We start from the raw sequence: 19,138 nt of genomic DNA, 5'->3' as shown, positions 1-19,138 counted from the left end.
ATTCTCCTGCGGTTATCGGGCCGTCGCGAGGACGGTGTCGGTGGTGGGGCTGGTGAGCCGGGAGCGGCCGAGCAGGGGCAGTACTTCCTCGCCGACCCGGTAGGCCTCCTCGAGGTGCGGGTTGCCCGCGAGGATGAAGGCGTCGACGCCGAGGTCGATGAGTTCGTCGAGGCGCTGGGCCACCTGCTCGTAGCTGCCGACCAGGCCGAAGGCGGGGCCGCCGCGGATGAGGCTGAACCCGCACCAGACGTTGGGCTGGACTTCCAGATCGCGGTAGCCGGTGATGGTTTCGGGTACCCAGCCCGCGATCCTGGCCGCGCCGACCGAGTCGCCCTGGGCGGCGCGGTTGGCGGCGTCGCGGTCGACGAAGGCCCAGCCCTTCTCGATCTCGGCCCAGGCCGCCTCCTCGGTGTGCCGGGCGACGATGTCGATGCGCACGGCGAACTTCGGTGTGCGGCCGAGGCTTTCGGCGTTGCGGCGCACGCCGTCGAACTTGGCGCGCAGGTCGGCGAAGGGCTCGAGCCAGGACAGGTAGTAGTCGGCGTGGCGGCCCGCCGCGGCGACGGCGGCACCCGAGGAGCCGGAGAAGTACACCTCAGGGAAGGGCTGACCGGCCAGGCCGGGCGGCAGTGCGGCGCCCTCGGTGCGGAAGAAGCGCCCGTCGTGGTCGAAGGGTTCGCCGTCCCACACGCCGCGCAGCACGTCGAGGAATTCGCTGGTGCGGGCGTAGCGGTCGTCGTGGGCGACCTTGTCGCCCCACCACAGCTGCGCCGGTCCCCCGCCGCCGCTGATGATGTTGTAGACCAGCCTGCCGCCGGTGGCGCGCTGCAGGCTCGCCGACATCCTGGCCGCCTGCACCGGGTGCAGGAAGCCGGGCTGGAAGGCGACCATGAACCGGTAGGTGGTGGTCTCGGCGGCCAGCGCGGCGGCCACGGCCCAGGGGTCGTCGGTCACCGGGAACGACGGCAGCAGCCCGCCGAGGAAGCCCGCCGATTCGGTGGCCTTGGCGACGGCGGCGACGTGGTCGAGGTAGCTGTATTCGTCCAGCGCGCCACCGCGGACGGCCGGGGCCAGATTGCCGGGGCCGTAACCGCCGGCGTTGCCGCGGTTGTAGCGGCGCGGGGTGCGCAGGGAGGCGTGGTCGCCTTCCATGCCGATGCGCCAGTAGACGTCGATGGTCATGCGGTGAGCTCCTGCGCGGTGGGGAGGGTGCGGCCTGCCGGGTCCGCGAGGAACAGCAGGTGTTCGCCCGCGCGGTGGATCTCCTCGATGTGCGGATGGCCGGACAGCACGAAGGTCTGTACCCCGGCGATCTCGTAGACCGCGAGCTGACGGGCGACCTGTTCGTAGCTGCCGACCAGGCCGATGGGCCGGTCGTAGCCGAGTGCCTCGAAGCCCGCCCAGCGGCCGTCGCCCAGCGCGTGCTCGGCCGCGGACCCGGGGCGGCCGAGTTCGTCCCACTGCCGGTGGACGCGGGCCCAGGCCTCGTCCTCGGTCTCCCTGGCGATGATCGGCAGCTCGAGCGCGACCCGGACCCGGCGGCCCGCCGCGTCGGCCAGTTCGCGCAATTCGGCGGTGGCCCGCGAGATTCCGTCGATCTCCTCGCCGAAGACGTGGACATCACCGTGCTCGGCGGACAACCGCAAGGCCGCCGCGCCGGTGCCGCTCAGGTGGACCCGCGGGAACGGCAGCCCGGACAGGATGCCGCGGAATCCGCCGTCGACGACGTCGTAGTACTGGCCCGCGTAGGCGAAGCCGGTGCCGGCGAATCCGGCGGCGCCGACCTCGGTCTCGTTCCAGACACCGCGGGCCACGGTGAGGAACTCCGCGGCGCGCCGGTAGCGGTCGTCGCCGTCGACCCGGTCGCCGCGTGCGGTCGCCTCGGCCGGGTCGGGGTCCACGGCGAGGCGCCAGTTCAGCCTGCCGCGGGAGTGCCGCTGCAGGGTCGCCGAGATCTTGGCGGCGTACACGGGTGTGCCGAAGGCGGGCTGGAATTCGACGGTGACCTGCGCGTAACGGGTGGCGCGCAAGGCGGCGCCCGCCACGATCCAGGATTCCTCGCCGAGCGGATCGTAGGGGGCGAGCACCCCGTCGAAGCCGTTGAGTTCCGCGGCGTCGACGATCTGGGCCAGATCGTCGAACGGGCCGAAGCGGCCGGGGCGCACATCGGTGGCCGCCGTGGGTGGTGCCGCCGGGCCGAAGCCGGCGCGGGTGCGCAGGCCGGGGTCGGCGCGGCGGCCGTCGCCCCGGCTGGGCAGTTTCCAGACGAACTCGCTCATGCGGGCACCCTTTCGGCGGCGACGAGCTCGCGGGCACGGGCCAGCGGCTCGGGGGCGACCCAGGCTTCGAGGTCGAAGTCGGCGGCCAGGAAACCGTGGGTGTAGAGGAACTGCTTCTGCACGCCGAGCAGTTCGACGCGTTCCTCGGTGAGCGAGGGGTGCAGGCCGCGATGGAACTCGTCGCCGTAGGCGGCGACGACACCGTCGGGGCCGGACAGGGTTTCGCGTTGCAGCACCGCGCGGACTCCGTCGAGGTCACCGGCGGCCCAGTCGGCGGCGCGCAGGCTCTGCGCCAGGAATCCGACGACGACCTCCGGGCGCGATTCGAGCAGGTCGGCGTGCACGGTGATCGGCCGCGGGGTGCCGTTGTTGACGCGCAGGTGCTTCGTCGCCGAGGCGTCGAGGTCGACCGCGACGCGCAGGCCGTGCTCGACGGCCACCTCCTGGGCACGAGCGCCCTTGACGTAGATCGCGTCGACCGTGCCCGCGAGGAGTTCTTCCACGCCCCAGGTGGTGGAGCGGCGCGCGGACTGGATCTCGGTGCGCACCTGCGGGTCCCGGTCGACGGCGAGTTCGGTGACCCGCACGTCGGCCAGGGTCAGCCCGGCCGGGCGCAGGGCATTGGCGAAGCCGTGCAGCGCCATGGCCCGGGGGAAGCTGCGGGCCTGGTCCTGGGCCCAGGCGGGCACGCCGACGCGCAGCCCGGCCAGGTCGGCGGCGCCGGTGACCGACGAGTCGGGCCCGACCAGGACGGCCTGGGATTCGTCGATCCAGGTCAGCCCGATCAGCCGGGTCGGCGAGCCCTGCGCGCGGGCCGCCAGCGCGGGAACGTTGCCGCCCTCGCGGATCAGCCCGGACAGGTCGTGCAGGAAATGGTGCCCGGCGAGTTCGGGGCCCGCGTCCTGCAGGACCCCGAACTCGAGCCCGGCGCTCGCGGCGGTCTCACCGAGCCAGCCGAGGCTGTGCGCCAGACCGCTGGCGGTCGGCACGGGGCAGCGGGTGTACCACAGGGTTTCGGTCATGACAGGCTCCTGGTGTGTGATCCGACGCCGAGGCGGTCGAGGAATTGTGTTCGGTAACCGAGGGTTTCGGGTGCCGCGTGGTCACGCGGGCGGGGCAGGTCGATGACCTCGTCGACGGCGAAGCGGCCGTGGTCGAGGATGATCACCCGGTCGGCCAGCCGGATGGCCTCGTCGACATCGTGGGTGACCATGAGGACGGCGGGCCGGTGCCGGGCGACGAGATCGCCGACGAGGTCCTGCATGCGCAGCCGGGTCAGCGCGTCCAGCGCCGCGAACGGCTCGTCGAGCAGCAGCAGTTGCGGTTCCCGCACCAGCGCCCTGGCCAGCGCGGCACGCTGGGCCTCGCCGCCGGACAGGGTGGCCGGCCACTGCCCGGCTTTGCCGTCGAGTTGCACTTCCCCAAGTGCCCGCAGTCCGGCTTCGCGCTGGGCCTTGCCGCGGCGCAGGCCGACGAGCACATTGGCCAGCACCCGCTTGGACGGGATCAGCCGGGGTTCCTGATAGACGGTGGTGCGCCGGCCGGGCACGAGGACCTCGCCCGCGTCGGGCACCTCGAGTCCGGTGAGCAGGCGCAGCAGCGTGGTCTTGCCGGTGCCGCTGGGACCGAGCAGGACGACGAACTCGCCCTGGCGGATGGTCAGGTCGATGCCGTCGAGCACCACCTTCTCGCCGAAGGCCTTGCGCAGTCCGGTGATCGAGACCGCCACCGGCGGCTGCGCGGACTCGGTGCGCGCGACGGGTGCGGCCGTGGTCGTGGTCATCGGATCGCCACCTGTGTGCGCCAGGGCATCGCGTAGCGTTCCGCGAGCCGTACGAGTGCGTCGAACACCAGACCGAGCAGCGCGTAGAGCACCACGCACAGCACCATGTAGTCGGTGCGGTTGTATTCCTGCGCCAGCGTCACCAGATAGCCGACGCCCTCCTGGGTGCCGACCTGTTCGGCGGCGATCAGGCCGGTGATGCTGATGGACAGGCAGATCCGCAGGGCCATCAGGATGCCGGGCAGCGCGGCGGGCACGATCACCTCGGCGACGAGCCGGGTGCCGGTGAGCCCGAAGCTGCGGGCGGCCTCGACCATCTTGCGATCGACATTGCGCACACCGAGATAGGTGTAGGCGTACATGGGCGCGGTGGTGGCCACCGCGATGAGCAGCACCTTGTAGAGCTCGTCGATGCCGAACCAGGAGATGAACAGCGGCACCAGCGCCAGGAACGGCACGGCCCGCACGATCTGCATCGTGGAGTCGACCAGCTCCTCACCCAGGCTCGACAGGCCCGAGACCAGGCCGAGCAGCAACCCGACCGCCACACCGAGGGCCACCCCGGCGGCGGCGCGGCCGAACGACGCCAGCGCGAAATCGATCAGCTGCCCGCTGTCGAGCAGTTCCACGAACGCCGACCAGACCGCGCCGGGGCTCGCGATCACCCGCGGGGAGATCGCGCCGCTCGCCGAACCCGCCCACCACGCCGCGACGATGGCCGCGGGCAGCGCGGCGCGCAGGGCGAGGGAGAGCCATCGGGGCCGCTGCCCGGCCGTCCTGGCGCGCGGTGGCGCCAGTTCGAGGCTGGTCATGTCAGTTTTCCTTCAGCGCGGCCAGCTGCTCCGGGCTGAGCTTGGACCGCAGGTCGTAGAAGATGTCGGCGGCGGTGATGCGCCGGCTGATGACGCCGTTGTCGGCGAAGGTGTTCACCACATCGGCGAGATCGGCCGCGTCGGACTCGGCGGGCAGGCGCGGCACGGTGGCCTCCCCGCCCACCCGGACGGCGTCGGCGAGGCGTTCGCCGGTCAGCGCGCGCGGGCCGGTCTTGTCGAAGACGTTCTCGAAATCGGCGGGCGAGGTCTTCTGCTTCGCGGTCAGCTGCTGGAGCACTTCCAGGTACTTGGCGGCGACGTCGGGACGCTGGTCGAGGACCTCGGTGCGGAACACGACGACGGTGTTGTCGTTGGAGCCGATGGACTTCTCGGTGGCGATCTCGCGGGCCCCGGCGGCCTTGGCCTCCTGGTAGGGCACCAGGAACGAGGCCCAGGCGTCGACCTTGCCGGTGGCGAAGGCCGAGGCGGCGTCCTTCTGCTGCAACGGGACCCTGGTCACCTTGTCGGCGGGAATCCCGGCCTGCGCCAGCGCCTTCAGGGTGATGTACTCGCCCTTGCCCGCGGGGTTCACCGCGATCCGCTTGCCCACGAGCCCGGCCACGGAGTCCACGCCCGATTCGGGGCTGACGATGATGCCGCTCTGGTCCTGGCCCGCCGGGTCGGCCACCGCGACGATCTTGACGCCGACGTCCTTGGACAGCGCGCCGACGACCGGGCTGAAGGCGGCGCCGGAGACGTCGAGTTCCTTGGTGTTGAACAGTTTCAGGTTGGAGCTGAAACCGGGGGTGGTGCTGACCCATTCGATCCTGGCGCCCAGCGGGGCCAGCGCCTCGTCGAAGGTGCCGTCGCGCTTGCCGACCGCGAGCGGTCCGGTGTTGCCGGGGTCGGTGACCTTGAGAACGAACGAGGCCTGCGCGCCCTGTTCTGGCGTGGAGCCGGAGCCACACGCCGCGACGAGGGCGACGACGGGGGCGATCGCGAGGGCGATCCGCGAGAAGGCCGGCAGCCTGCGGGACATCGGGGCTCCTGTGTGAGGGGTAGGGCGGGTGATGGTTACGGAGCGTAGGAGCGGTCATGGCGGTGAACGAGGTATGCCTTTCCAGGGATCGGAAAGCTTGACAGAGCCGGATTCCGCAATCTATGGCGACTTTTCGCCCGATCCGCCGCATAGCTTTCCGATATACGGAAAGCGTCGGCGCTGCGAGTGGCTCGCCTGTGTTACCGTCGGCTGCGTGGAGACCTCCAGCGTGCAGACCGTGACCCGGGCCCTGTCCGTCCTCGACTGTTTTCGTGGCGGCGAGGAGCGCGGGGTCTCCGAGGTCGCCCGCGCGCAGGGGCTCGCGGTGAGCACCACCCATCGCCTGCTCGGGGCGCTCGTGCAGGCCGGGTTCCTGGAGAAGGACGCCGAGTCCAGCCGCTACCGGATGGGCGGCGCGCTGGCCGAATACGGCCAGATCGCCTACCGCCAGCACAAGATCTATCTCGCCGAACCCGCCCTCGAGCAGCTGGCCGCCACCACCGGCGCCAACGCCTCGGTGGCGATCCGCCACGGCATCCACGCCGTGCTGCTCGGGACGAGCCGGTGGCGTGAGAGCGACGGCCACGAACTGCAGGGCGTGCGGCTGCCTTTGCACGCGAGCGCGCTGGGCAAGGCGCTGCTGGCCTGGTCGGAGGTCGACGACGCCGAACTGCGGTCGCTGCCCTACGAGGAGGGCACCGAGCGGTCGGTGTCGAGCGCCGAGGAGCTGCGTGCCGAACTGGTCGCCACGCGCGCTCGCGGCTACGCGTTCAACGACCGCGAGCTCGACCCCGGCTTCCGCACCATCGGTATCCCCGTGCTCGACCCGCACGGCCGCTGCCGTTTCGCGCTCGGTCTGCGCGGCCCGGTCAGCCTGATGATCGATGAACGCGTCCCGTTCTTCGTCGAGCTGGCCAAGGTCACCGCGGCCGAGATCGCCGCGACCTTCGCCGCGGCCACCGACTGAGCCCGCCCGATCGTGTCCCCTTGTCCGGCAAGCGGATCCGGGTACTCCCGGCACCCGGACAGGTCCTTGGCACACCGATCCGCACCCGGCAGACTGACGCCGGAATTCGGTACACCACAGGGGGATCGGTGACATGCGCGAACCACGCACGCGAAAGATCAAAGGCCGAGCGGCGGTGGCGGTGGCTCTACTGCTGACGGGAACAGCCTGCGCAGGCACCGACCCCGCGCCCACCGGCGGACTGGACAAGTTCTACAGGCAGAGCCCGAGCTGGGGCTCGTGCGCGGACTTCGCCGGTGGCGCCGCGATCATCGAGGCGGGCTTCGAGTGCGCACGGATTCTGGTGCCCCTGGACTACGCCGATCCCGACGGGCGCACCGCGCAGATCGCTGTCTCCCGGCGACCGGCGGACGGGGACAAGGTCGGGTCGCTGCTGTCGAACCCCGGCGGTCCGGGCACACCGGGACTCGGCTTCCTCGCCGCGTTCGCGACGCACCCGATCGCCCGGCATTTCGATCTGATCGGTGTCGACGTGCGCGGTCTCGGCGCCTCCACCCCGAAGGTGACGTGCTCGACCGAGGCCGAATTCCGGGCCCAGCGCGGCGATCTCGACAACGACTACTCCGCCGCGGGCATCGCCGAGACCGAGCGCGAACACCGTGACTACATCGCCCGCTGCGTCGAGCGCACCGGTCTCGACGTGCTCGCGCATGTCGGAACCGCCGATGTCGCCCGGGATCTCGATGTCATCCGGGCCGTTCTCGGCGACGAGAAACTCACCTACTTCGGTGGGTCGTACGGGACCCGGATCGGTTCCACGCTCGCCGAGATGTTTCCCGACCGGGTGCGCGCGATGGTGCTCGACGGCGGAATCGACCCGGCGGCGAACATGATCGACCAGGTGAATTTCTCGGCCGGTTTCCAGCGCGCCTTCGACGCCTACGCCGCCGACTGCGCGACCCGGCCGGACTGCCCGGTCGGCACGGATCCGGCGGGCGCGACCGAGGCGGTCCGCGCGCTGCTCAACCCGCTCGTCGACCGGCCCGCGGCCACCGCCGACCCGCGCGGCCTCGGCTATCCCGACGCGCTGAGCGCGCTCACGAACTCGCTGTACACCCCGCAGGCGTGGCCGGGCATCACCGCGGGGCTCACCGAACTGGCACAGGGACGCGGCGATCTGTTCCTTGCCATCGCCGACCGTATGGCCACCGCCGGGGTCGTCGAACGCGACCTACAGAGCGCCGTGCTGTGCCTGGAGGAACCACGGGTCACCGATCGCGCGGTCGCGGCCGACCTCGATCGCCGGACCCGCGCCGCCGCGCCGATCTTCGACGACGGCCGGGCCACCGGGCAGGCACCCCTGGACATGTGCGCCTTCTGGCCGCTGCCGACCGCCGCACAACCGCACACCCCCGAGATATCCGGGTTGCCGCCGGTGGTGGTCGTCTCCACCAGCGGCGATCCGGCGACACCGCATCAGGGTGGGATCGCGCTCGCCCGGGCGCTGGACGCCTCGTTGATCATCTACGAGGGCGTGCAGCACGGGGTGGTCGGGCAGGGCGTGGCCTGTGTCGACGACGCGGTCGTGCGCTACCTGGTCGACCTGACTCCCCCACCCGCGCAGCTGCCATGCCCCGCCGGGGGATGAGCACGGCGGGGCGGAAAACCCCGCGCGGGAACAGACCTGCCGTGGATACGTTGAACCCGGATGGTTGAGACAGCGACGAGAGGACAGCGGTGGCGACCGAGACTGTGGATCCGGCCATCGGCCTGCGCTCCGAACGCGGAGCGGTCCTCGCCTCGCTGATGCTCTCGACGGGGCTGGTCGCGCTCGACTCGACCATCATCGCCACGGCGGTGCTCACCATCACCGACACCCTCGGCGGGTTCGCGCTGTTCCCGTGGCTGTTCTCGATCTATCTGCTCGCGCAGGCGGTGACGGTGCCGATCTACGGCAAGCTCGCCGACATGGTCGGGCGCAAACCGGTGATCCTGGTCGGGATCGCGGTATTCGCTCTCGGGTCGCTGCTGTGCGGGCTGGCCACCAGCATGCCCGCGCTCATCGTGTTCCGGGCCGTCCAGGGCATCGGCGCCGGGGCGATCCAGCCGATGACCATGGTGATCGCGAGCGATCTGTACACGCTGGAGCAGCGCGCCAAGGTGCAGGGATACATGGCCGGAGTGTGGGCCGGATCGGCGGTGCTGGGGCCGCTGCTCGGTGGCCTGCTCTCGGATCATCTGAGCTGGCGGTGGATCTTCCTGATCAATCTGCCGCTGGCCGCGGTCGCGGGCTGGATGTTGCTGCGGCACTTCACCGAATCCGCCCCGCGCCGCGCGCATCGCGTCGACTGGCTCGGCGCGCTGCTGCTCACGGTGGGCGCCGGTGCGGCGATCCTGGCGCTGCTCGAGGGTGGGCAGGCGTGGGCGTGGAGTTCGCCGATGTCGCTGACCCTGTTCGCGGGCAGCGCGGTGGTGCTGGCGCTGTTCGCCTGTGTGCAGACCCGCGTGCCCGATCCGGTGCTGCCGCTGCGGATCTTCACCAGCCGGGTGGTGGTGGCCAGCAGCACCGTCGCCCTGCTGATCGGTGCCGTGGTGCTCGGGTCCACCTCGTATGTGCCCACTTTCGCGCAGGGGGTGCTCGGTACCACCGCGCTGGTGGCCGGGCTCACCGTCGGCGGGATGACGCTGGGCTGGCCGCTGTCGGCCACCCTGTCCGGCCGGTTGTACCTGCGCTGGGGTTTCCGGGTCACGGCGCTGGTCGGCAGCGTGCTGGCCGTGCTCGGCTGCGCGAGCACCCTGCTCATCGACGCGCGGACCAGCCCGGTGCAGATAGCGCTGTCGTGCTTCCTCATCGGCGCGGGCATGGGGCTGGTCTCGACACCGTCGCTCATCGCGGCGCAGACCGAGGCGCCCTGGCAGGAGCGCGGCGTGGTGACCTCGGCCAATATGTTCGCCCGTTCGCTGGGTAGCGCGGTGGGGGTCGCGGTGTTCGGCGCGGTCGTCAACGCCGGGATCGCCGATCCCGACCGGCCCACACCGGCCGAGCTCGCCGAGGGCATCCACCGGGTGTTCGTCGTCATGTTCGTGATGGCGATCGTCATGGTGGTCGGCGCGGCCGCCATGCCCGGGCGCACCGCCGATCGCCTCTAGCGCGGAAGCCGCAGTGGCCCAACGGTTCCCGTCCCGGAATTCCCCCGGTACCGGGGGCCTGGCGCGACTATCGTGACGCTGTGGAGAACAACGCGCCCGGCCGGTCCACCCCGCCCGCGTTCACCGGCGGCAGCCGCGTCGGCGTCATCGACGGGCTCGGCGCGCTGTGGGACCGGTTGCCCGAGACCCCGCGCCGGACCTGGGTATCGCTGGAAGGACCGCCGGGAGCGGGCAAGACGCGCATCGTCCACGAGTTCTATCGCAGGCTGGCGGCCGGTCAGCCGGCGCCCGCCTATTGGCCGCCGAGCGTTCTCGGCGACGACCGGCCGACCGGTCCGCGCAAGGTCGCGGGCCCGACCGCGTGGGAGCGTCCGGCCGGGGCGCTGCCCGGGTATCTGTGGCTGGGCTTCGCGGGCAGGCGTGGTGACGGCTTGCCCGAGATCCAGCTCGGCGCGGAGCTGCGCCAGATCGACACGCACTTCCCGTTCGTGCAGCGCCGCGCGGGCCTGGTCCGGCAGGCGCGCGGGGCGGCAAGCGAATTCGGGGGTCAGCTGGGCCGGATGTCGGTCGAGGAACTGGCCGTGCAGGGCATCGAGGCGGGGCTGAAGCTCGTCGGGGCACAGATTCCCGGGGTGGGCCCCGCGGTACACCTGGGTGGGCTCATCGCCGCCCGGATCCGCGCGGAACGCGAGCTGAGCGGGCGGGTCGGGGCCGACGAGGAGGTGGATCTGCGCGCGGTCGCCGGGAACGCGGTCGACGAGTTCCTGCGCAAGATCTCCGCTGTCCTGGACCAACTGCCGGTGGTGATCTACGTCGAGGACCTGCACGAGAGCCATCCGCTGCTGCTCGACGCGCTCAAGCGGCTGCTCGCCGAGGAACGCGGACCGCTGCTGGTGATCACCTCCGAATGGGAGCGGGGGAATCAGCGGCTGGCCGAACCCGCGGTCGACCGCTGGGTCACCGTCACCGAATCCGGCGTCCACTCCCCCGATCCCGCGCTCGCCCGGTGCTTTCCGGCCGGTGCGTCGCTGGCGCCGCTCACCGTCGACGAACGCGCCGCCGTGATCGGCGAACTCGTCCCGCACGCGCACCGCGATTCCGCAAGGATGCTGGCCGCCCAGTACACCAACCTGCACATGCTGCTGCTGGTGTGCGGTATGCGCCGGACCCGCGAAGCGCTGGCCGCGCCCTCCCTGGATCCGCGCCTGCTGCACGATCTGCCGCGCCGCGTCGAGCAGTTCCTCGACGAGTCGTGGGCGACACTCGATCATCGGGTGCGTGACCGGCTGCGCCGGATAGCCTGCGCCACCCCGGCCTCGATCGAGGAGGCCGATCATCGGGCGAACCTGTATTTCGACGAACGCTGCGACCTCTCGCTGCTGCTGCCGGAGCCCGCCGCGGACCGGTTCGTCGACCAGGCGGTGCGGCGGCACTGGCTGCGCCCGGTGCAGGGCCCGGTGTACGGCTTCCTCGACCGGCAGCGACGCGGGCTGGCCCTGCGCGACGCCGCCGACGAGGACCTGGGGCCCGAGATCCGGGCCCTGCTGGCGCTGCGGACCCACGACGCGGACTGGGCGGTCGACGACGATCCGCGCCGCGGCATCCGCGACGCGCTGATCGTCGCGCTGGCCCGCGCGGGCTACGAGGTGCACGTCGGGGCGCTGGTGGCGGCCTGCTGCCGGCTGGTGTTCGCGCTGCGCGGCGACTACGGCGACATCCCGCTGCTCGGCGAGATCAGCGGCACGGCCGTGGCCTGCGCCCAGGGCGCCGGACTGGCCCGCGGCCCGGAGCTGACCGAACTCACCGAGATGTGGGCGCGGTCGCTGGCCGAACAGGGCGAGCACCGCACGGCCCGCACGGTGCTCGCGCCCCTGCTCGAGCTCGACGCGACCGCGCTGCCCGAGGAGCAGCGGCTGCGCGTCGAATGGCTCTACGCGCGCGCCGAGCGGGTCGCGGTCGGCGCCGACGCGGCCCTGCGGCGTTTGAACACCGTGGCGCAACGGCAACAGGCGCTGCTCGGCCCCGATGCCCCCGCGCTGCTCACCACCCGCTGCGATATCGCCTACACGCACGCGGTGAAGGGAGAATACGGTGCGGCGCAGGCGATTCTGCACGATGTCCTCGCGACGGCCTGGGCACCCGGTGCCGACCGCGATCTGCCGCGCGCCGAACACCAGATGGCCTCGGTACTGCGCCGCCGAGGTGATCTCGCCGGGGCCGCCGCCATCGCCGGGCCACTGCTGGACCGTCAGCGGCTGCTGCTCGGGCGCACCCACCCGGACACGCTGGCCACTCAGCAGCTCGTCGTCGCCGTGCTGCGCGATCGGGGCAGGCTCGGCGAGGCGATGACGCAGGCCGAGGATCTGCGGGAACTGCGCGGCCGGGTGCTCGGCGCCTCGCAATCCACCCGCGAGGCCGCCAGTCATGTGGCCTGGCTGCACCGCAAGCTCGGCGACTACGGCGAGGCCGCCGCGATCTTCGGCACCCTGGCCGCGCAAGGCGGCGATGTCGACGCCGATCACTGGACCACGCTGCGCGACCTGCACAACTACGCGGTGTGCCGCCGCGACGCGGGCTTGCTCGACGAGGCACTGGAGACGCTCACCCGCGTGCAGGCGCGGTCCGAAGCGCGCGACGGCGCCCGCATCGAGATCATCGAAACCGTCCGCGAGCGTGGGCGAACCCTGCTCTACCGTTTCGTCGAGTCCGGCGCGTCCGCCGATCTCGAACGCGGCCGCGCACTGCTGCTGGACGCGGTGGAACGAGCGCGGCAGCGGCCGGACATGTCGGCGCCCATGCGCTGGCAGCTCACCATCGATGCCTGCTGCGCGGCCACGCTCGACAGCGGATGGTCCGCCGAAGACGTCCGGGAACTGGCCGCGCTGTGCCGCGGTCAGCTGGCCGATCTGGGTGCGCGGCATCCGGAGGTGCTGCGGTCGGAACTGTATCTGTCCGAGGCGCATCGGGAACGCGGCAATCCCGCGCTGGCCCGGCTGCTGGTCGACGACGTCGCGGCGAAGGTGGCGCGCTTCGGCATCGATCCCGCCCATAGACTGGCCCGGATGGTCGACGATCTCCAGCACGGGAAAGCGATCCTGTTCCGATGACATTCGCGCGCGACGACACCCTGCCCGGCGCCGACCGGCTGCGACGGCTCTCGGTGGCCTACACCGAGCTGTTCTACGACGCCGACGCCGCGCTGGTGCTGAATCCCCCGGGGACACACGAGGAATTCGCACCCCCCGCCACCTTGCATATGGTGCCGAATTCGGCCTGGTTCGCCTATGGCCTGCTGGCCCGGGGCGGCCCCGGCGACCTCGCCGAGGCCCAGCGGATGCTGCGGGCAGTGCTCGACCTGCAGCTCGACGGTCCCGGCCAGCCGTGGGACGGCACCTTCCGCCGCTTCGCCGAATGGCCGCAGCGGCCGCCGGAGGGCGCGATCGAATGGTGGGACTACGACCCGAACTGGCGGCAGTTCGTGGCCTGCGCGTTCGCGGTGACCCTGCACCGGTTCGAGTCGCTACTGCCCGACGAGCTCGCCTCCGAGCTGGCGGCGGCGGTCGAACGCGCGGTGCGTTCCGAGCCGCCGGGCCGCATCCCGCAGGACTACACCAACCCCCGGCTCATGCAGGTCGCCGCGCGGTCCTGGTCGGCGAGCCGCCGCGGTGACCCTGCCGAGCTGGCGGCGGCCGAAGCCGAACTGGAACGCATCGCCGAACGCCACCGTGCCCGGGGTGGGCGGTTCGACGAATTCAACGCACCGACCTACGACGGCATCAATCTGTTCGCCCTGTCGCTGCTGTGCGAGATCAGTGGTTCCGCGCGGATCGCGGCCACCGCGCAGCACCTGCGTGACGCGCTCTGGACCCAGCTCGACGACTTCTTCGACGCGGACCTGGGCAATCTCACCGGCCCCTACAGCCGCGCCCATTTCCCGGACATGAACACGTATGTGGCGCTGTCGGCGCTGTGGATCTGGGCCAGGACCGGGGTGCGGGTGGGCCCTGCCTTCGAGGACGCGCCGCATCTGGCCACCCACGGCCACGACATCATGCTGGGCCCGCTCGTCGCCGACCTCGCCGACACCTGGGGTCCCGCCACTCTGCGTACGACCACCGCGCCCCGCACCACGACCATCGAGCTCGGCGACCGGGGGTTCACCCTGTTCCGCGAGGGCGGGTGGATGCTCGGGGTCGAGACATCCACCGGCACACCCTCCTGGGTCGGCGCGCAGCAGCGCATGCCGTTCGTGCTGCACGGGCGCCGCGCGGACGGCCAGGTGGGCGCGATCTGGGCTCGCGACGGCCGCTGGCAGGTCGTGCTCGACGACTCGGACCGGGTGGTACTGCGGGTCAGCGGCTGCACCGCCATCGACAGCTCGGTGCCACCACAGGACGGTGCCGACGCGATCCGGCTCGACGGCCTGCGGATCGAGGTGATCACCGCCGCCGGACACGATGACTGGCAGCCGGTCCCGGGCGGTGTCCGCCGCACCCCACCGGACGGCTCGGCCGAGGTGATCGTCGCGGTGGGGGCGGACGGCTAGCGGCTACCCGAAGGACTCACCCGGTCGGCGGACCACCTCCACGACCTCACCGGGCGCGAACTCCACCACCCGGCGCACCCGCGAATTCGCCACCGGCGCCAGATCGACGACGATGGGCGCCCCCGCGCCGGGCTGGGTGATGGCGGTGATGCGGTCCTGCAGGAAACCGCCGTCGGGGACGGCCACCCGGATCACGTCACCCACGGTCAGCGCCTCGGCCCTGACCCGGCCACCGGTGACGGCGGCGGGATCGAAGGCGCCGCAGCGGGTGGTTCCGGCGGTGCCGTCGAGGCCGCGTTCGGCGATGGTCCACCAAACGGCCGTGTCGTCGTCGGCGGCGACCCTGGCATGCCAGGCCAGCACCCGATCGCGTTCGGATTCGGCGGCCGCGCGGCTCTCGTGCAGCGAGATCTGGCGGCGGACCGGGGCATTGCGGGAGCGGGTGGTGCCCGCCGCGCCGTCGATCACCAGGATCCAGCGCGCGCCCACCGCGTTGTCGCGGTGCGCGGAGACCCGTTTGGCCAGGGCCTGGCCCGGGGTGGCGCCGAGCCGTTCGGCGGCGTCCTCGATGCTCTCGGCCAGGCCGAGCGCGCGCAGCAGCTCCGCGGTGGTCAGCTCCGAGGTGCCCAGTTCCTGGGCCAGCGCCGGCATCGGGGTGCGTCTGCGCCAGCCGATACGGGCGCAGTGTTCGTGGCGGGTGAACCACAGCCCGCTGCGGGAGCGACGGTGATGGTCGATCACCACCGCCCACCAGTCCCATTCCGGTTCGGCGACCAGCCGGGCGCGAATCCACTGTTCGCGACCGGCGGCGGGCACCCGTTCCTCGGGTGGCACGAAGTTGCGCAGGGCGGTGCGCACCGCCGATTCGGTGCGCCCCACCGTGCGTGCCGTCGCGGCCAGATCGACGCCCGCGCGCAGATCGTCGGCCAGGACCCGGTATTCCGATTCGCGCCAGGTGCTTCCGTGCTGGCGCGGCGGCAGCAGCTCGCCGCGGTTCTCGTCACTCATCTCGTGCCCCCGTTCTCGCACCGTCCGGCCCCACGCGCCGGACGCTCGTGACAGCTGTCAACGATACCGAGGGGGTACGACAGAAAACGCTTGTCTGCCAGCGGCTTTCCAGCAAACGGGAGCGACGCGCGACTACGGTGCCCGCACCGCCGGACGACGTCCGAAGGCGTAGTACCCGGCACAGACCAGCGCGGCCCACACCGCGCCGACGACCAGCGCGCTGCGGCCACCGTCGGTCCACAGCAACAGCACCACGACCAGGCCGAGGAAGGCGAGCGCCGCCCAGTTGGTGACCGGGGCGCCGGGCAGCCGGTAGTCGCTGGCGGGCAGCTCACCGGCGCGCACCTTGGCGCGATACCGCAGGTGGCACACCAGGATCACGCTCCACACCACGATGATGCCGACGGTGCTCACCGAGGTGATGTAGGCGAAGGCCTTGTCCGGGGAGACCAGGTTGACCACCACGCCGATCACCATCGCGCCCGCCGAGGCGCAGATGCCGGTGAACGGCACCGACTGCCTGCTCAGATTCGCGAACTGGGTGGGTGCCTCGTCGCGCAGCGCGAGGCTGCGCAGCATGCGGCCGGTGGAGTAGATGCCGGAGTTGCACGACGACAGCGCGGCGGTGAGCAGCACGAAGTTGATGATGCCCGCCGCGGCCGGGATGCCGATCTGCTCGAACACCTCGACGAACGGGCTGCGGCCCGCGTGGAAGCTGCGCCAGCTCGCCACCGACATGATGATCACCAGCGCGCCCACATAGAACAGCCCGATCCGGAAGGGCAGGGTGTTGATCGCCTTGCGCAGGGTGGTCTTCGGGTCGCGGGCCTCGCCCGCGGTGACGCCGACGAGTTCGACACCGACGTAGGCGAACACGACGATCTGCAACACCAGCAGCGTCTGCCCGAAGCCGTTCGGGAACACGCCGCCCTCGGCCCACAGGTTGGTCACCGTGGGGTTCGCGGCGTGGCCGAAGCCGAAGACCAGCACGCCGATGCCGATCAGGATCATCGCCAGGATGGCGGTCACCTTGATGGCCGAGAACCAGAACTCGCCCTCGCCGAACAGGCGCACCGAGATCAGGTTCGCGGTGAACAGCACCGCCAGCACCACCAGCGCGGTCACCCACTGCGGGATGTCGAACCAGTACTGCACGTAGTGCCCGGCCACGGTGATCTCGGCCATGCAGGTCGACACCCACACCGCCCAGTACGACCAGCCGGTCGCGAAACCGGCGAAACGGCCGAGGAACTCGTGGGCGTATTCGGCGAAGCTGCCCGAGACCGGACGGTAGGTCAGCAGTTCGCCGAGCGCGCGCATGATGACGAAGATCGCCAGGCCCGCGACGAGATAGGCCAGGATCAGCGACGGGCCCGCCTGCTCGATGGCGGCGCCCGCCCCGTAGAACAGGCCGGTGCCGATCGCGCCGCCGATGGCGATCATCTGGATGGTGCGTGGATTGAGCCCGCGCTCGTATCCCTCCGATCCCGCGCTCGGCGCGGCGGCCGCCGCGGTGTCGGTGGACAGGCCGGAGCCGTCTGCTGACATGAAAACAAGTCCTTCCCTCACGGCGATCAGTCCTGCACGCTACCGCCCGCCGGTAGTGGCTCCGGTCACCCCCACCACCGCGCGGAAATATCCGGGGTGGGGTCACCGGTTGGAGCGGCAGGGACCATTTCGGGGCGAAGGAGACGCATGAGCACGGTCGAGGTGTCGGTTCTGGATCTGGCGCCGGTGCAGGACGGAGCCACCGCGGGCGATGCACTGCGTGCCACGACGCAGTTCGCGCAGTACGCCGAGGAGCTGGGGGCGCGCCGGTTCTGGGTGGCCGAACACCACAACATGCCGGGCATCGCCAGTGCGGCGCCCGCGGTGGTGCTGGCCCATCTGGCGGCGGCGACCTCGCGGATCCGGGTCGGCTCGGGCGGGGTGATGCTGCCCAATCACGCGCCGCTGGTCGTCGCCGAGCAGTTCGGCACGCTCGAGTCGCTGCATCCCGGCCGCGTCGATCTGGGTATCGGGCGCGCGCCCGGCACCGATCCGGCCACCGCGCGTGCCCTGCGCCGTCATGCCGAGGGACTCGGCGCCGACTCCTTCCCGCGCGAGCTCAGCGCGCTGATCGGCTTCTTCCGCGGCACCGACCCCGACGGCATCGTGGCCAGCCCCGGCCGGGGCGCCGAGCCGGAGGTCTGGCTGCTGGGTTCCAGCGGGTACAGCGCCCAGGTCGCGGCCATCCTCGGACTCCCGTTCGCTTTCGCCCATCACATCGCGCCGGACAACACCGCCGCCGCGCTGGCGCTCTACCGCGAGAACTTCCGCCCCTCGCCGACCAGGGCCGAGCCGTACACGATCGTGGCCGCCTCGGCGATCTGCGCCGACACCGACGCCGAGGCCGACCGGCTCGCCGCACCCCGCGACCTGGCCTTCGCCCAGCTGCGCGCGGGCAGGCCACAGGCACTGGCCACGCCCGAGCAGGCTGCCGCGTTCCCCGGCAGCGAGGCCGAACGGCGTTTCGCGGCCCAGCGCAAGACCGGTCAGCTCCAGGGTTCGCCGGAGACGGTGCGCGCCCAGGCCGCCGAGCTGCTCGCCGCCACCACCCCCGACGAGCTCATGCTCAACACCCTGGTCTACGACCTCGACGCGCGCTGCCGTTCGCTGGCGCTGACCCGCGCCGCGCTCGACAGCTGACGGTCACCGCAGCCCGAAGCCGCGGGCGAGCAGGTGGTCGCGCAGCCGGTCGCGGCCGTTGAGCGCCTCGGCAGAGGCCAGCCGGGCCAGCACCCGCTCGATCCAGGAGAATGGCAGCCCCTGGCCGCTGTAGATCTCGCCGATGCGCTGCTCGTAGGCGGTGATGGCCGCGCGCTGGACCGCCAGGTCGTAGCTCTCCCGGTGCAGGACCGCGGCGCGCGGCAGCCGCGGCTTGACCCGGGTGCCCTCGGTCGGGTCCGGGTGCCCGACGACCAGGCCGAAGACGGCGAAGACACCGTCGGGCAGGTTCAGTTCGGCGGCCACCTGTTCCGGGTTGTTGCGCAGCGCGCCGATGTAGACCGTGCCCAGGCCGAGGGATTCGGCCGCGACCACCGCGTTCTGCGCGGCCAGGGCCGCGTCGATGAAGCCGACATAGCTCGATTCCAGATAGTCGGCGCCGTCGAGCGGGGCGCCCTGATCGGCGGCGAGCTGACGTAGCCGCGCGAAATCGGCCGTCCACACCAGCAGCACCGGTGCCTGTTCGATGTGGGCCTGGCCGCCCGCGATGGCGGCCAGCCGGGAGCGGCGGGCGTCGTCGCGCACCTCGATCACGCTCCACACCTGCAGGTTCGACGAGGTCGCCGCCGACTGCGCGGCCGAGACCAGCAGTTCGACCGTCTCCGGCGACACCGGGTCGGGCAGGTAGCGACGCACCGACTTGTGTTCGTGCAACACCTGCAGCACGGAATTCCACTGGGCGGGAACCTCGGTGGCCGGGTCCGCGTAGCGCTGCTGGACGGGATGGGTGGTGTCGGGAACGGTCTGCGTCATGCAGTGATCGTCGGATATCGCGTCGCCGCCGTCAG

The 19,138-nt window shown here is 71.7% G+C and carries 15 protein-coding genes; 6 read left to right on the top strand and 9 right to left on the bottom strand.

Annotated elements, in window-relative coordinates:
* Window positions 1-12: 12 nt before the first annotated feature.
* Genes ACFC06_RS02005 through ACFC06_RS01980 form a run of 6 tightly spaced genes read right to left on the bottom strand, consistent with a single transcriptional unit; the run spans window position 13 to window position 5,913 of the window.
* Window positions 13-1,182: an LLM class flavin-dependent oxidoreductase gene (locus tag ACFC06_RS02005; RefSeq protein WP_375926783.1), complete on the bottom strand. Its 1,170-nt coding sequence runs from the start codon at window positions 1,180-1,182 to the stop codon at window positions 13-15.
* A complete protein-coding gene (locus tag ACFC06_RS02000; protein ID WP_375926780.1) occupies window positions 1,179-2,279 on the bottom strand; it encodes an LLM class flavin-dependent oxidoreductase in 1,101 nt (366 codons plus the stop codon). Before ACFC06_RS02000 ends, ACFC06_RS02005 begins: the two co-directional genes overlap by 4 nt.
* Complete coding sequence (locus ACFC06_RS01995; protein WP_375926777.1) at window positions 2,276-3,301, bottom strand: ABC transporter substrate-binding protein; 1,026 nt, start codon at window positions 3,299-3,301, stop codon at window positions 2,276-2,278. The genes ACFC06_RS02000 and ACFC06_RS01995 overlap by 4 nt, the downstream gene beginning before the upstream one ends.
* On the bottom strand, window positions 3,298-4,062 hold the full coding sequence (locus tag ACFC06_RS01990; RefSeq protein ID WP_375926774.1) for an ABC transporter ATP-binding protein: 765 nt from the start codon (window positions 4,060-4,062) through the stop codon (window positions 3,298-3,300). The genes ACFC06_RS01995 and ACFC06_RS01990 overlap by 4 nt, the downstream gene beginning before the upstream one ends.
* Window positions 4,059-4,874, bottom strand: coding sequence for an ABC transporter permease (locus tag ACFC06_RS01985; protein ID WP_375926771.1), 816 nt, complete (start codon window positions 4,872-4,874; stop codon window positions 4,059-4,061). Before ACFC06_RS01985 ends, ACFC06_RS01990 begins: the two co-directional genes overlap by 4 nt.
* Window position 4,875: 1 nt before the next feature.
* Window positions 4,876-5,913, bottom strand: a complete 1,038-nt coding sequence (locus ACFC06_RS01980) for an NrtA/SsuA/CpmA family ABC transporter substrate-binding protein (protein WP_375926768.1) — start codon at window positions 5,911-5,913, stop codon at window positions 4,876-4,878.
* 214 nt (window positions 5,914-6,127) lie between these two features.
* Between ACFC06_RS01980 and ACFC06_RS01975 the strand changes: the two genes are divergently transcribed.
* The 5 genes from ACFC06_RS01975 to ACFC06_RS01955 all read left to right on the top strand — a co-directional run bounded on the left by ACFC06_RS01975 (window position 6,128) and on the right by ACFC06_RS01955 (window position 14,576).
* Window positions 6,128-6,880: an IclR family transcriptional regulator gene (locus ACFC06_RS01975; RefSeq protein ID WP_375926765.1), complete on the top strand. Its 753-nt coding sequence runs from the start codon at window positions 6,128-6,130 to the stop codon at window positions 6,878-6,880.
* 133 nt (window positions 6,881-7,013) lie between these two features.
* Window positions 7,014-8,528, top strand: a complete 1,515-nt coding sequence (locus tag ACFC06_RS01970; protein ID WP_375926762.1) for an alpha/beta hydrolase — start codon at window positions 7,014-7,016, stop codon at window positions 8,526-8,528.
* 89 nt (window positions 8,529-8,617) lie between these two features.
* Entirely contained in the window at window positions 8,618-10,030 is a 1,413-nt protein-coding gene (locus tag ACFC06_RS01965; RefSeq protein ID WP_375926759.1) for an MFS transporter, read from the top strand.
* Between the two features lie 80 nt (window positions 10,031-10,110).
* Window positions 10,111-13,137 carry a hypothetical protein gene (locus tag ACFC06_RS01960; RefSeq protein WP_375926757.1) on the top strand — a complete coding sequence of 1,009 codons (3,027 nt, stop codon included), beginning with the start codon at window positions 10,111-10,113 and terminating at the stop codon, window positions 13,135-13,137.
* Window positions 13,134-14,576, top strand: a complete 1,443-nt coding sequence (locus tag ACFC06_RS01955; RefSeq protein ID WP_375926754.1) for a hypothetical protein — start codon at window positions 13,134-13,136, stop codon at window positions 14,574-14,576. The genes ACFC06_RS01960 and ACFC06_RS01955 overlap by 4 nt, the downstream gene beginning before the upstream one ends.
* A 3-nt stretch (window positions 14,577-14,579) precedes the next feature.
* Here ACFC06_RS01955 and ACFC06_RS01950 read toward each other — a convergent pair whose 3' ends face one another.
* Both ACFC06_RS01950 and ACFC06_RS01945 read right to left on the bottom strand, forming a co-directional pair.
* Window positions 14,580-15,584, bottom strand: a complete 1,005-nt coding sequence (locus ACFC06_RS01950) for a hypothetical protein (RefSeq protein WP_375926751.1) — start codon at window positions 15,582-15,584, stop codon at window positions 14,580-14,582.
* Between the two features lie 132 nt (window positions 15,585-15,716).
* Window positions 15,717-17,132, bottom strand: coding sequence for an amino acid permease (locus ACFC06_RS01945; protein WP_375926748.1), 1,416 nt, complete (start codon window positions 17,130-17,132; stop codon window positions 15,717-15,719).
* Between the two features lie 147 nt (window positions 17,133-17,279).
* Here ACFC06_RS01945 and ACFC06_RS01940 point away from each other — a divergent pair, with 147 nt between their 5' ends.
* On the top strand, window positions 17,280-18,272 hold the full coding sequence (locus tag ACFC06_RS01940; protein WP_375926745.1) for an LLM class flavin-dependent oxidoreductase: 993 nt from the start codon (window positions 17,280-17,282) through the stop codon (window positions 18,270-18,272).
* 3 nt (window positions 18,273-18,275) lie between these two features.
* On the opposite strand, the gene ACFC06_RS01935 is transcribed toward ACFC06_RS01940, so the two are convergent.
* Entirely contained in the window at window positions 18,276-19,103 is an 828-nt protein-coding gene (locus ACFC06_RS01935; RefSeq protein ID WP_375926742.1) for an NADPH-dependent oxidoreductase, read from the bottom strand.
* Window positions 19,104-19,138 lie beyond the last annotated feature (35 nt).

Source organism: Nocardia sp. NPDC056064, assembly GCF_042266925.1.
Classification (GTDB): Bacteria; Actinomycetota; Actinomycetes; order Mycobacteriales; family Mycobacteriaceae; genus Nocardia.
Note: the sequence above shows the minus strand (reverse complement) of the source record. Positions and strands in the feature narration are given on the sequence as shown.